The organism is Anoxynatronum buryatiense, assembly GCF_900182905.1.
In the GTDB taxonomy this organism is placed as follows: domain Bacteria; phylum Bacillota; class Clostridia; order Peptostreptococcales; family Tindalliaceae; genus Anoxynatronum; species Anoxynatronum buryatiense.
On record NZ_FXUF01000004.1, the window covers coordinates 258,338 to 272,298 of the forward strand.

12 protein-coding genes are annotated in these 13,961 nt (G+C 51.0%); all 12 read left to right on the plus strand.

Annotated features, from left to right (window positions below; genetic code table 11):
- The first annotated feature begins 28 nt into the window (after positions 1-28).
- The 12 genes from QOL74_RS07820 to QOL74_RS07875 all read left to right on the plus strand — a co-directional run bounded on the left by QOL74_RS07820 (position 29) and on the right by QOL74_RS07875 (position 13,934).
- A complete protein-coding gene (locus tag QOL74_RS07820) occupies positions 29-2,425 on the plus strand; it encodes a methyl-accepting chemotaxis protein (protein WP_283408899.1) in 2,397 nt (798 codons plus the stop codon).
- A gap of 196 nt (positions 2,426-2,621) precedes the next feature.
- Positions 2,622-4,883 (plus strand): SF1B family DNA helicase RecD2, encoded by a 2,262-nt coding sequence (gene recD2 / locus QOL74_RS07825; RefSeq protein WP_283408900.1) that lies wholly within the window; start codon positions 2,622-2,624, stop codon positions 4,881-4,883.
- A gap of 29 nt (positions 4,884-4,912) precedes the next feature.
- Positions 4,913-5,674 (plus strand): ComF family protein, encoded by a 762-nt coding sequence (locus QOL74_RS07830; RefSeq protein WP_283408901.1) that lies wholly within the window; start codon positions 4,913-4,915, stop codon positions 5,672-5,674.
- Between the two features lie 54 nt (positions 5,675-5,728).
- Positions 5,729-6,151 carry a TIGR03826 family flagellar region protein gene (locus tag QOL74_RS07835; RefSeq protein WP_283408902.1) on the plus strand — a complete coding sequence of 141 codons (423 nt, stop codon included), beginning with the start codon at positions 5,729-5,731 and terminating at the stop codon, positions 6,149-6,151.
- Between the two features lie 119 nt (positions 6,152-6,270).
- Positions 6,271-6,561 carry a flagellar biosynthesis anti-sigma factor FlgM gene (locus QOL74_RS07840; RefSeq protein ID WP_283408903.1) on the plus strand — a complete coding sequence of 97 codons (291 nt, stop codon included), beginning with the start codon at positions 6,271-6,273 and terminating at the stop codon, positions 6,559-6,561.
- 31 nt (positions 6,562-6,592) lie between these two features.
- Positions 6,593-7,090: a flagellar protein FlgN gene (locus tag QOL74_RS07845; protein ID WP_283408904.1), complete on the plus strand. Its 498-nt coding sequence runs from the start codon at positions 6,593-6,595 to the stop codon at positions 7,088-7,090.
- Positions 7,091-7,119: 29 nt separating this feature from the next.
- Positions 7,120-8,694: a flagellar hook-associated protein FlgK gene (gene flgK / locus QOL74_RS07850; RefSeq protein WP_283408905.1), complete on the plus strand. Its 1,575-nt coding sequence runs from the start codon at positions 7,120-7,122 to the stop codon at positions 8,692-8,694.
- A gap of 12 nt (positions 8,695-8,706) precedes the next feature.
- Positions 8,707-10,434, plus strand: a complete 1,728-nt coding sequence (gene flgL / locus QOL74_RS07855; protein ID WP_283408906.1) for a flagellar hook-associated protein FlgL — start codon at positions 8,707-8,709, stop codon at positions 10,432-10,434.
- Between the two features lie 78 nt (positions 10,435-10,512).
- Entirely contained in the window at positions 10,513-11,046 is a 534-nt protein-coding gene (gene fliW, locus QOL74_RS07860; protein WP_283408907.1) for a flagellar assembly protein FliW, read from the plus strand.
- 2 nt (positions 11,047-11,048) lie between these two features.
- Positions 11,049-11,276 (plus strand): carbon storage regulator CsrA, encoded by a 228-nt coding sequence (gene csrA, locus QOL74_RS07865; protein ID WP_283408908.1) that lies wholly within the window; start codon positions 11,049-11,051, stop codon positions 11,274-11,276.
- A 247-nt stretch (positions 11,277-11,523) separates the two neighbouring features.
- Positions 11,524-12,351, plus strand: a complete 828-nt coding sequence (locus QOL74_RS07870; protein ID WP_283408909.1) for a flagellin N-terminal helical domain-containing protein — start codon at positions 11,524-11,526, stop codon at positions 12,349-12,351.
- An 83-nt stretch (positions 12,352-12,434) separates the two neighbouring features.
- A complete protein-coding gene (locus QOL74_RS07875) occupies positions 12,435-13,934 on the plus strand; it encodes a motility associated factor glycosyltransferase family protein (protein WP_283408910.1) in 1,500 nt (499 codons plus the stop codon).
- Positions 13,935-13,961 lie beyond the last annotated feature (27 nt).

Consider the following 13,961-nt stretch of genomic DNA (forward strand, 5'->3'; position numbering starts at 1 on the left):
ATTCGAACATTCACAAGGAGGCATTTCCATGCTGAACAACTTTAACATGCGCTCGAAAATGCTGATTATTTTTGTCGTCACCGGGCTGATTCCCATGCTCATCATTGCCGCGGTGGCATATCAGCAATCAAGCAGTACCCTGCAGAAAGAAATCTATCTGCAAATGGAGCAGTTTGGGGAACTGACCCAGCTTCAGTTTGAAGATTATTTCAGAGAAAAAGAAGTTTACGGAGACGTGCTGGCAAACCTGCCACTGGTGATCAATGCCCTGCAGGTCCATCAATCAACCGATCTAGAGCCCGAGGAGCAGGCAGCAGCCTGGCAGGAAGCCTACACCGGGTTGGACGGTCTGATGACCGATAATCTCCAGCGATTTCGCCTGGGAGGCTTGTTTGTCACCGATGCCCAGGGTAATTCCTTCTATGCCACTGAACCTTTCAGGGCATCTCTTGAAGGGGTTGATCTCAGCAGCCGGGACTACATACAGGCTTCCATGGGCGGGCGGCAAAACTGGTCACAACTGTTCTACTCCGATGTGATTGACGACTATACCATCGTGTTGTCCACACCCCTGCAGGACCCCCAAACCAACCGAATTATCGGGGCGGTGAACGCGCTGATCCCCCTGCCGGTGATCGAAGACATGCTTCACAGCAATATTCACTTAATCGGTGAATCGGGAGACGCTTATCTGGTGGATTCGACAGGGCTGCTGCTCACCAACACCATGTTGGGTGAATACAGCGAGAATGCCGCTTTTGTCAGAACGGTGGATACAGAAGCCGTCCGCAATCTGGCGGGGCCTCTCACGCAGAGACAAGTTGCCTACAGTAATACCGGTGTTTACGCTGACTATCTGGGTGATGCTGTTTTGGGAAGCTATCAGGTAGCCACTTTGGGAGCCACCGAGGTGGGTATGATCATTGAACTACACGAATCAGAGGGAATGGCCCCCCTGCGGCGGCTGGTATACCTACTGGGCATCCTGACGGCGGTGGTGGCTGCCATCAGTGTGTTGCTGGCCCTTTACGCCGCCAAAATCATGGCAGACCCCATGAGGGAAATTTCCCAGGCGATTCAACGGGTGGCCAGTTACGATTTCACCATTGCCGAAGATGACCCCCTCCATTTATATGAAAAGCGCAAAGATGAAGTTGGACAAATGGCAACAGGACTAAAAAGCACCCTGGCGACCCTGCGCACCATCATGGGAAAAATCACCGGACAGGCCACGACCATCGGCCAGTCAGCCAGCCAGCTGCTTGATATCGCCAACGACATGGCTGCCGGCAGCGAAGAAATGAGTGCTAAAACCGGCGTGGTGAGTGCCGCCACCGAACAGATCAATGCCAGCATCGGGAGCACCACTGAAGCCACGATGGAAACCAGCCAGAGCATTCAAACCATTGCCTCGGCTGTTGAAGAGATGTCGGCAAACATTCGCAATCTGGCATCGGCTTCTGAAGAAACTTCTGCAGAAGTGAATAATGTGACACAGCTTATCGAAGGCGTCACCGTCGAGATTGATGAAGTCAGCAGTTCAGCCCAGGATGTAAACGAGTCTGTCAACAGTGTGGCCATTGCTGTCAAGGAGATCAATCAGTCATTATCTGAAGTGAGTCATAACTGCGAAAAATCCATGCATATCAGCGACGATGCCGGACGTAAGGCTGCCGACACCAGCAAAGTCATCGAAAAATTAAACCAGTCATCCAAGGCCATTAATAAAATAGTAGGAGTCATCAACGATATCGCAGATCAAACCAACATGCTGGCCCTCAACGCTGCCATTGAAGCGGCAGGAGCAGGTGAAGCCGGCAAGGGATTTGCTGTGGTGGCCAACGAAGTGAAAGAACTGGCTAAACAAACGGCAGAAGCCACCGACGAAATAGGACAGCAGATCGCCTCCATGCAGCAGGATATGGGCAATGCCGTCAGCTCGGTGAAGCTGATCACCGATGTCATCACCCAGGTGCAGGAAATTACCAATGCCATTGCAGCGGCGGTGACCCAGCAAAGTGCCACCACCGGCGAGATTTCCGACACCATTGTGGTGGCAGCGGAAAGGGTGAGTCAGATCACTTCCCGCATCGAAAATATCAGCAGTAATGCTGCTCAGGTGCTCCGCAGCTCCACAGAGGCATCCAAGGGTGTCAACGAAATTGCCCGCTCTTCCTCAGAGCTTTCAGAAGCCTCTGATGAAGTGGCCCGAAGCAGCGAAGCGGCCTCTGAACAGATGACAGATCTGGGACGCTCCACCAGCGAAATTGCCCAGGGAACACAGGAAATCGGCAATAATATCCTTGAAATTGACGGCGCTGCCGCCGATACCGCCAAGGGTGCCACCGAAACCAGTCAGTCAGCCCAAGACCTGGCAGGCATTGCCCAGGAACTGAATGACATTATGAGTCAGTTTAAAATATAAAGAAGGTTTCATTCCTCTCTTTCATTGCTTTGACAAAGCTTTCGGGCAGCGCCATCATCGGCGCTGCCCCTCCTTGTTTGGTGTATTCACTATTCCTTGTCACTTATTCCCTTCCCTTCCTATTCACTATTCCTTATCACTTATTCCCTGCCCTCCTGTGCTATAATGATAGCAGTAATCACTCGGGGGGCGTACCATGATTCAGCGGGAAGGAAAACTAGTGGAAACCATCTTTCATAACGAAGCCAATGGCTACCGGGTATGCCTGCTGGAATGCGACGAAGAAATGCTGACAGTGGTGGGGGTGCTGCCGGGGATTAATGACGGTGACCGCCTGCGCATCACCGGGAAAATGACAGTACATCCCCGATATGGGGAACAACTTCAGGCAGACACCTGGGAACCCCTGATGCCCCAAACCCTGGAAGGAATCATGGAATACCTGGCCTCTGGCTTGTTGCCGGGAATCGGAGAAAAAATGGCCCGTCGTTTGGCAGAAGCCTTTGGAATGGAAGTTTTTGAGGTGATGGAGCACCATCCCCAGCGGCTTCAGGAAGTCAAGGGCATTGGTGCCCGACGGTGGCCGGAGATTGCTGCCGCCTTTAAAGAGCATAATGCACTGCGAAGCTTTTTGGTCTGGATGGGGCAACGGGGCATCGACGCCCGCTTGTCCATGAAGATATACCAAGCTTTTGGAGAACCGGCCAGAGACATGCTGCAGGAAAATCCCTATCAGTTGCTGGAAGTCCTGCCAGAAATAGGATTTGTGAAAATGGATGCAGTGGCTCGCACCCTGGGAATTGATACAGAAGATCCCCGTCGGGTGGAAAGTGGTCTGCTGGCAGTGCTTCAGGCATCTCAGGGCGAAGGCCACACCTGCCTGCCCCGTGAACTGCTGGTGGAACAAAGCCGGGAGTTCCTGCAGACGGGGGAACGCGTGGTGCTGGAGGCCATTCAGTCCCTGGCGTTGGACCAGGTACTTCAGGTGACCCGGCTGGAGGACGGCGCCGAGAGGATCTACCTGATGAACGCTTATACGGCAGAAACACAAGTGGCCAAAAGACTGGCAACCCTGGCAGTTTCTGCACCACCCCCGGCACCCCGGGGGCTGACAGACAGACTGGAGCGATTGCAGCAGACCCAGGGCATCAGGCTGGCTGCCGCTCAACTGGCTGGTATTGAAAAAGTGTTTTCCCACCGGGTGCTGGTGATCACCGGTGGGCCGGGAACGGGGAAAACAACCCTTATCAACACCCTGATCCAGTTGCTGGAAGAGGAAGAACTGGGCTACTTGCTGGCTGCCCCCACGGGCCGGGCGGCGAAACGCATGACAGATACCTCCCGCCGGGAAGCCAAAACCCTGCACCGCCTCCTGGAAGTCTCTTATTCAGAGGAAACCCGGGAGCATTTCTTCAACCGGGATGAAGACAATCCACTGGAGACAGATGTGGTCATCGTCGATGAAGTTTCCATGGTGGATATTTACATGATGCAGCACCTGTTGAAAGCCATCGGACCCGCCACCACCCTGGTGATGACCGGCGATGCAGACCAGCTCCCCTCAGTGGGGCCTGGGTCGGTACTGAAAGACATGGCTGCCAGCGGACTGCTTCCCCGCATCCACTTAACTGAAATCTTCCGGCAGGCGCAGGAAAGCCACATTGTGGTCAATGCCCACCGCATCAACCAGGGAGAAATGCCCCTGCTCAACACCCGGGAAAAGGACTTTTTCTTCATGGCCTCCCACAGCCCACGGGAAGCGCTGGCCACCATCAGTGAGCTGCTGATGGAGCGTCTCCCCAATTACCGGGGCTTTGATCCCCAGCGGGACATACAGGTGCTCACACCCACCAAGAAAGGGTATACAGGCACCCGGCAACTAAATGAGCATCTGCAGCAGGTGATGAATCCCCCGGCACCCCACCGAAAAGAGAAAAATCATGGAGACAAGGTCTTTCGTGAAGGCGACCGGGTGATGCAAATTCGCAACAACTACAGCCTGGAATGGCGGCGGGTGGTGGAAGACACTGCCACAGGCCGTATCAAAACCATGGGTCAGGAAGAAGGAAACCGGGGCGTCTTCAACGGCGATCTGGGAAGAATCCATCAGATTGATTCTCAAAGAGAGTTGCTCACCATTCTCTTTGATGACCAGCGGCTGGCAGAATATCCTTTCGCCCTGCTGGATGAACTGGAACCCGCCTGGGCCATCACAGTGCACAAAAGCCAGGGATCAGAGTTTCCTGTGGTGATTTTGCCGCTGTTTCCTGCCCCCTGGGTGTTGATGACCCGTAACCTGCTGTATACCGCCATCACCAGAGCCCGTGTGTTGGTGGTGCTCATTGGCAGTCGGGCGGTGCTCCACCGCATGGTGGAAAACAACCGGATTCAATACCGCCATAGTTGTTTGGGCAGCCGGCTGGCCCAAGTGGCCCTGTTCCATGAAACTCCTGATTAAGCAACAAAGGTGTGAAGGAGGTGTCTGTAGTGGTCCCATTGCCTGAACCGTCTGGTGCCCTGCAAAAGCCCCGTTGGTTTTCCAGAGCCGGGCAAATGATGTCAACAGTACTTGACTTTATCTATCCGCCCCTGCATCCCTGCCCGGGATGCGGCTTGCCCGACGTTTATCAGAAACCGGAAACCATCGGCTTGTGCGATGCCTGTTATGCTGCTTTTCCCTGGACAGAACCCCATCAGCTTCCGCCAAAGGTGTGGATTCCTGCCCATTATGAAACCAGCGCCCGCAAGCTGGTCACCCGCCTGAAATATCATGATGCGCAGTATCTGGTTCCCCTCATGGCAGTGGCCATGGCGGCACAGATCCGGGAAAGGCTGGAAGACGCTGCTGCGATGGAAGGTGTTTCGATAGAAAACTGGGTCATTCTTCCGGTGCCCCTTCATCGACAGCGTCAGCGCAAACGTGGATATAACCAGTCAGACCTACTTGCCAGACACTTGGCATTCGTGTTAGAATTTTCTTATGAATCAGCGGGATTAAAGCGATGCCGCCCCACAGCACCCCTTTACCGCCTGAGCCGGGCCGAACGACAGCAGGCTCTGGCCGGGAGTATGGTCCTGAACCCTGAAGCCATTCCAAAGCTGAGAGGAAAACAGCTGCTGCTGGTGGATGACATCTATACCACCGGAGCCACCATTAACGCCTGTGAACAGGCGCTCCAGGCAGCGAATCCGATTTCGGTGACAGTGGCGGCCTTTGCCCTGGCAGACCTGGACAGTCACCGGGTGTAGCTGTGGGAGCGTGAGAATAATGACTGATTTTGAAGAAGAAAGGGGCCAACTGCCATGAGCAATAGCTTAATCAATTGTACCAAGTGCGGCCGTGCATTTATGGAAGACGGGAATCCGCTGTGCAGACGTTGCCGTACCGATGCTGATGACGATTACAAAATTGTGAAGGAATATGTGTATGACAACCCGGGAGCGACTATTTTAGAAGTGCATGAGGCCACGGGGGTAAATGAAAAACAGATCCTGATTTATCTTCGGGAAGGCCGGTTGGAGATTGTGGACGAAAACAATTTTGTACTGGACTGCCAGCGTTGCAGTGTGCCCATTCGGTCGGGCAAGTATTGTGAACAGTGTGCCCACGAAATGGCCACAGAACTCCGCTCGGCCATCACGCCTAAAAAGAAGGAAGAGCCAGCAGCCAAAACGACAAAAAAAGGCGAACGCATGTATGTGGATGTGAGCCGCCGCAGAAGATAAAGGGCGGTTGCAGCAAGTCATCAGGAAATCTTACGGCAAAACCTCATAAAATGCTAAAGTCACACCTCTTTTTTCCGATAGTCTTTATAGAGATGAAACGGAAAGGAGAGGTGTTCTTTATGAAGATTCAGCATCACCCACAAATTATCCAAGCCCTGCAGGTCTATCAGAAAAACCGGCCCGGTGCTGTCCGCCAGACTGGCGAAGCTTCTTCCGTTCAGGATAAAATCGAGCTTTCTGAAAAAGCGAAGGAATTTCAGACAGCCATGAAGGCGTATCAAAAACTCCCGGAGGTGCGGGAAGATCGCATTGCCGAAGTGAAGACAAAAATGGCACAGGGCCAAATGGCGACCCCGGAAGAAGTGGCCGCCAAAATGATTCAGGATTCCAACCGAAGCAGCCTGTTCTAAAGACGGTTGACTGGTGACCAGAGGTGATGGAATGAACCGATCCATTGAACAGCTGAAAGTGGCTCTCAGACAGGAGCAGAAACTGTATGAGGCACTTATTCACCTGGCTGAGGCAAAATCCCGCCTGGTGATTCAGAATAATGTGCAGGAGCTGGAAAAACTAACGGAACAAGAACGACAGTTCATCCGCGAAATGAGTCGCTTTGAACAGATCCGTCAGTCTTTGCTGGCCCATTTTGCCCAAGAGAAGGAGCTCGAAGAGGCACCCCAAAACCTTTCCGGCCTTCTTCTTTTTTTGGAAGAAAACGACCGGCGTGAGCTGCAAGACCTTCAGGAACAATTGGGGCTGCTCATCACCCAGGTGGGGGAGAAAAATCAGCTGAATCAAACACTGATTCAGCAAGGTCTGGATTTTATCCAGTTGAATATGGAACTCTTCACCCGCTCCGAAAGCACCACATCACCCTACGACCGAAAAGCAGATGAAGAGAAGAAGCAAAAGAAACAGCTCTTTGATGCCAAATACTAAAAGCATCTGAGAATGAAGGAGTGACAACCATGCGATCAACCTTTCTGGGATTTAACACAGCCCGGTCCGGTCTTTTTGCCGCACAACGGGCGCTGGACATTACCGGGCATAATATTTCCAATGTGAATACCCCGGGCTATACCCGGCAGCGACTGGAGCAGACCCAATCCAACCCAATGTCTGTTATGGGCGGCCAGGGAATGCTGGGAACCGGTGTTGATATGGTGGCAGTGAAACAGCTGCGTAATGAGTTTCTTGATTTTCGATATCGTGATGAAGCCAACAGCCTGGCTTATTGGCAAACCCGCCAAAATGGGCTGGCTTTTGTGGAGGCCATGTTCAATGAACCCTCCAACACAGGCATCAACACCGTGGTCGACCAGTTCTTTTCAGCCCTGCAGGAACTGAGCAAGGAACAGAATGCCGACGAACTCACCCATCGGGCCCTGGTGTTGGATCGGGCAGTGGGGGTTACCACCACCATTTCTCATCTTTATGATCAGCTGGAAAAAATGGTGGTGGATCTGAATTTTGATGTTCAAAATACTGTCACCACCGTCAATGCCTTGTCTGACCAGATTGCCCGGCTGAATAAGCAGATCTACATGTTTGAAATTGACGGCAGCAGTGCCAATGACCTGCGTGACCAGCGCAACCTGCTCATCGACCAGCTTTCCGAATATGTGAAGGTGGATATCGTCGAAGTGTCAGATGCCAACGATCCTTCCGGAAAACTGAATCTTCCCAAAAAGATGGTGCTGCAAATCAACGGTCAGCCCATGGTGTATCATGACCGCTCCTACCATCTGGATGCCTCCACCAAAGAAAAGAGCCCTTTTTTTGAAGCGCTGGGTGTGGACCTGGAAATTAATAAGATTCAGTGGGCTGACGGCAGTTATATCAACCCCAACAGTCTGCAGGGGGAACTGCGGGGCCTGCTGGATCTGCGTGACGGGTCAACCGCCACCAATAAGGGGCTGCCCTACTACATCAGCAAGCTCAACGAGTTTGCCCGCACCTTCGCCAAAGAAATGAATGAAGTGGCCAAAACCGGATACGGCCTTAAAGGCGAAGTGCTGGACGGCATCGGCGATCCCGATGGCACCTATGGGGCAGGATACCTGCTGTTCAGCGCTTTCGGAAGAAGTTCCGAAGAGATGTATGACGCTGACGGCAATATCCAGCATCACCTCATCACTGCAAAGAACATCGGTGTTTCCCTTGACATGCAGGATCTCAACAAAATCCCCGCATCAGCCACCATCGACCTGCTGCCGGGAGATGCCACTGTCATTATGGATATGCTGGCCCTGCGCAATAAAAACAGCATGTTTTCTGAAGGAAAACCGGAAGACTTTATTAAATCCCTTGTGGCCAATTTGGGGGTTGACCTTCAGGAAGCCATGCGCAACACAGCGAACCAGCAAATATTGACCGAGCAAATTGACAATGAGCGCACCCGGTACTCCGGTGTTTCAACAGACGAAGAGCTGGCCAATATGGTTCGCTTTCAACACGCCTATAATGCTTCCGCCCGTATGATCACCACCATGGACGAAATGCTGGATGTGATCATTAACCGGTTGGGCTTAGTGGGTAGATAAGGAGGGACAACCATGCGCATTACCAACAACATGATGGTGCAGACCATGATGCGGAATCTGAATCGTAACATGCTGCGGCTCAATGACAAACAAATTCAACATTCCACAGGAAAACGAATCAATAAGCCTTCTGATGATCCCCTGGGCATTTCAAAATCACTTCGCCTGCGCACTGACATAAGTGTCATGAACCAGTACAAGCGAAATGCAGAAGATGCCTACTCATTCATGGACAATACCGAAACTGCCCTCATCAATATGCTGGAAGGCATGCAACGTGTTCGGGAACTGGCAGTGCAGGCTTCCAGCGAAACCCTCACCCAGGAAGAAACCATCAAAATTGATGCGGAAATTTCTGAGATCCGAAAACAGCTCATCGACCTGGCCAACTATACCTACTCAGGAAAAAATGTTTTTTCCGGTAAAAAAACCGACCAGCCCCTGCTGGATCAGTATGGTAATTATCTGGTTGACCTGATGAAATCACAGGATCCAAATGTCCTTGATGATAAATGGGACTTCGAAATGAGCACCCGGGAAAAAATACAGGTAAACAGTCTGGGATTTGAAATTTTCGAAGCGGAAGAGCGGGAAGTGGTGTATGCACCAACAGATGCCGCAGCAGACTGGACACTGGAACTGCCCTACCGGGATGGCAGTGGCAGTCTTTCACTCACTGTTGTCAACGGCAACGGGGACGGCCCGGAGAAGCAGGCAGACGGTACATGGACAGTTGGTGCCAACTGGGGTGCCCTCTCTGCCGATGAACTGATCACAACAGCGATGAAAGAAATTGGCGAAATCACCGGCCCTGTTTTGGGAGAATACCGGTTTGAACTGACGCAGCGCAATGAGCTGGATACATCAACAGATCCACCCACTGTCAGTGCCAATGTGGAATATCTGAAAGCCATCCCATTAAACGCCACCATCGTGGATGAGTATGCGACTCCGGCTGTTTGGGAAGCGAGTTACACTGCTGACATTACCGAGGCATCTTTTGGAGGAAATACGCCGCCAACCATTGTCTTTAACGGCGTTGAAGTGGTTTTTCTGAGAGATGAAAGCGCGCCGGCAGGCTATGAGATTGAAGACCCGCCAACGGATAAGAATCGCATCACGATTACGCTGGGCGGGGCGGCGCCGCTGGCAGATCAGACGCCGACAGATTATTTGCCGGCAGTGGAAACAGCATTGAGGGCACTATCGGACATTCGCGGATCCGGTGTCGAAGGTTTCCGGTTCAATGCAGTGGGCGGCACCCTTCAGGCCGTTGCGCCTGAACGTTCGGGTACTGTTCATAACAAGGCTTACTTTGCGGGAACAGTGCCATCTGTGACTCCCAGAGCTGATCAATTGGCGATTCAAGGGGCATCCGTCATTCGATACATCGAAGCGGGGCAGAAAGCAGGTCTTTTCCAGATGTTTGACAAACTGGAAGCCAACCTGCTTGATGGCAAGCAGGAAGATATCAGCAACATGCTGAACCTAATCGATGCCCACATCAATGCCATACTGACAGTGCGCTCCGAAGTGGGCGCCAAAACCAACCGTGTCGAACTCATTGTGAACCGCATCGAGGATGACACTCTGAATTATCGTGACCTCATGTCCAAAATTGAAGATGCTGACATGGCCCAAGTGATTATTGAACTGATGAACGAAGAAAACGTCTATCGTTCAGCTTTGGCAGTTGGTGCCAGAATCATTCAGCCCACACTGCTGGACTTCCTTCGGTAGTTAGAGTTCGACAAGACTGGGTATATGATTCATAGCGCGTTTTCCATACCTAGAATCGAATAACAAGGAGGCCACCCCATGCAACTGGAAACCAAACATTTTGGTACCATCACCATTGATGAAGCGAAAATCCTCACTTTTCCCGACGGCATTCCCGGGTTCGAAGAAAAGACACGCTTTGCCCTCGTTCAGAATCCTGAGCCAGAAGTGCCTTTCCACTGGCTCCAGTCCGTTGAGGAGGAGGGCCTCACCTTTGTGGTGACCAATCCTTTCCTCATCCGTTTTAATTACGATTTTGATCTGCCGGAGCATGTGGTGAAAAAGCTGGCGATACAGGGACAGGAAGATGTACAGATCTTCTGTATTGTCCGCATTCCAGAAAAAGTGGAGGAAATGACCATTAACCTCACCGCCCCCATTGTTCTCAACACCCGCACCCTTATGGGAAAACAGGTAGTGCTGGAAGACGACCGCTATCATACCCGCCACCTGGTGCAAGAAGAGCTGGCAGCCAGCAAACAACTCATGGAAGAAGCAGCAAAGGCCGCCGATACTTCGTCACCAGATAAAGCTGCTGCCGCTTCTGGAACCCCCGCAGAAGGGGGTCGATAATCATGCTGGTACTGACCCGCAAACCGGAAGAGAGCATTATTCTGGGCGGCAACATTGAAATCAAAGTGCTGGGCATTGAAGACGGCAAGGTGAAAATCGGCATCAAAGCCCCCCGGGACGTGGACATCTATCGCAAAGAAGTTTATCTGGAAATCCAGGAAGAGAATAAAAAAGCAGCCGGTTATTCAGCCGATACCGACGCCCTGAAAAATATGATGAAAACCAAATAGTTCTTTTTCAGACAAAGCCACCCAGCAGCAACGGGTGGTTTTGTGTTCAATTAAAATTTCTCTAAATTTTTTCATACAGCCTCTAAAGTATCTATCACACCAGACGATAAATGTTATGAAAAGCAAATCAGCAGTACTGCAACACCCGTTTTCCCGGCCGGAAAACATGCATTATACCTTATCAACCCATCTACCGCAACCTGCAAGGATGCAGCAGCGGGAACCAACATTCAAGGAGGAATAAACAATGAGAATTAATAATAACTTGATGGCCATGAACTCCCACCGACAACTGGGCCTGAACAACAATGCCGTATCAAAAGCTACTGAAAAACTGTCATCCGGTTTCAGAATCAACCGTGCCGGTGACGACGCCGCCGGTCTTTCCATCTCTGAAAAAATGAGAGGCCAGATCCGTGGTTTGAACATGGCTTCCAGAAATGCACAAGACTCCATTTCATTGATTCAAACAGCTGAAGGTGCCCTGAACGAATCCCACGCTATTCTGCAAAGAATGCGCGAACTGGCTGTTCAGTCCGCCAATGATACCAACGTAACCGTTGACCGTGGTTCACTTCAAAATGAGATCGATCAGCTGGCTCAGGAATTAACCCGTATCGCAAACAACACCGAGTTCAACACCCAGAAACTGTTGAGTGGTGGATTTGACGGCACATTCCACATTGGTGCCAATGAAGGACAAAATATTTCTCTGCAAATCGGCAACATGACTGCATCTGGTCTTGGAGTTGCCGGAACAGCGGCTGCTACCGGTATTTCCATCAGCTCACAGGCATCTGCAGATGCAGCAATTACAACTATCAACACAGCTATTACCAGTGTTTCCGATGAGCGTTCCAAGCTTGGTGCCGTTCAGAACCGTCTTGAGCACACCATCAAAAACTTGGATAACGTCTCTGAGAACCTGCAAGCTTCAGAATCCCGTATCCGTGACGTAGATATGGCGAAAGAAATGATGGAATTCACCAAGCAGAACATCTTGTCACAGGCAGCTACATCCATGCTGGCCCAGGCAAACTTTGCACCACAGAACGTGCTGCAACTGCTCGGATAGTATTCAACAAAGCACACATAAAGAGCCAGAGAGAATCTCTCTGGCTCTTTTCATACATAGAAGCATGAGAAGGAAGCGATGTCATGAATCCATTGTTCACTGAAAATCTCGGGCATGCAACAACTTTCTTGTCATTTGATGAAAAGGAACATTTTCTGAAAAGCATTCAATTTATCGAAACTGAAGTGCACCGATATGCCATACAACCATCCAAGAAGTCTGGGGTTCCTGTTCCCCAAAATGAAAAGGGCGTCTATTATCACAGTCGCTACGATCCTGAACGGGAAGCAGAAGCCTGGGCAAAAGAACAAATTGGCTCAAGCTGCAGCCACTATGTGATTTTCGGTTTTGCCTTTGCGTATCATTTAGAGGCACTTCATCAACTGGTTCCAAAGGCCAAAATGACAGTCATTGAAACCGACAGCCAACTGGTGAGCCTTTGTTTTTTCCACCGCAACTTGAAAAACCTGTTTTGCTCAGGGGAAGTAACGGTTCATCTTAAAACCACCATTCAAGAAGTGGCAGCATGCATCCAACGATTATTGCAGGATGAAACGTCAACATTACTTCTGTATCCTGCTTCGGTCAAGGCGATTCCTGACTCGATGAAAGAACTGAAAATCTTGCTTGAAAGTTTCAGGCACCAATCCTTTAGCATCCGAAGAGGCAGCGATCATCTGGATCAAAATTTCCAACGAAATATCAAACATGCAGATTTTTTCGCTGCCATCTTCAACAATGTGTTTCAAGAGATTCCATTGGTATTGGTGTCTGCGGGGCCTTCCCTGGATAAAAACGTGCATATGCTTCGAGAATTACAGCCATACAGCCTTGTTCTTGCCGTGGGGCGGGCAGTAAAGCCGTTGCTCGCTGCAGGTGTTGTGCCAGACATGGTAATCATTACCGATGGGCAGTATTTTGTCTATCAACAACAACTGGAAGGCCTTGGGTTGGAAATTCCCCTCATCGGTCTGTCAACCTGCGATCCGAAGGCGTTTGCAAGGCACCAGGGACTGCGGGGAATCGCCTTTCAGGAAGGCTTTTCAAAAGCCGAAAAGGAAGCGCTGAAGCAAGAAGTTCCAACGACAAAAACTGGGGGTTCTGTTGCCACGACCGCGTTGGACATTGCCATTGGGTGGGGATGCAACCCCATCATACTGGTGGGGCAGGATCTTGCCCTGGAGGCAGGAAAAACCCATGCCAATGCCGCCGGAAGGGGTATGGTTCGGCACGAAGCCACATTGCTGAAAGTCCGGGGAAATGTCACGGAGTATGTGATGACCACTAAAAATCTGAATGCCTATCGCGTCTGGATGGAACAGCGCATTCGGCAGGCGCCCGATACAACAGTAGTGAATGCGACGGAGGGCGGTGCCTACATTGCAGGCACACAGGTTTGCTCCCTGGAAAAGGTGCTTTCCATCCTTGAAAAATCTGAAGAATTGGAGAGGCTGCTATCCAATAGGATCAATGAAATGACTGATCACCATTATCTTCTGGGAGAAATCATGGGGCACCGAAAAGCCAGGGAAAAGGTGGAGTTAAAGGTGCTTCATTTTACAGTTGAATTTAGAACCATATGATATAATCAGTTTATAAGCGGAAGGGGA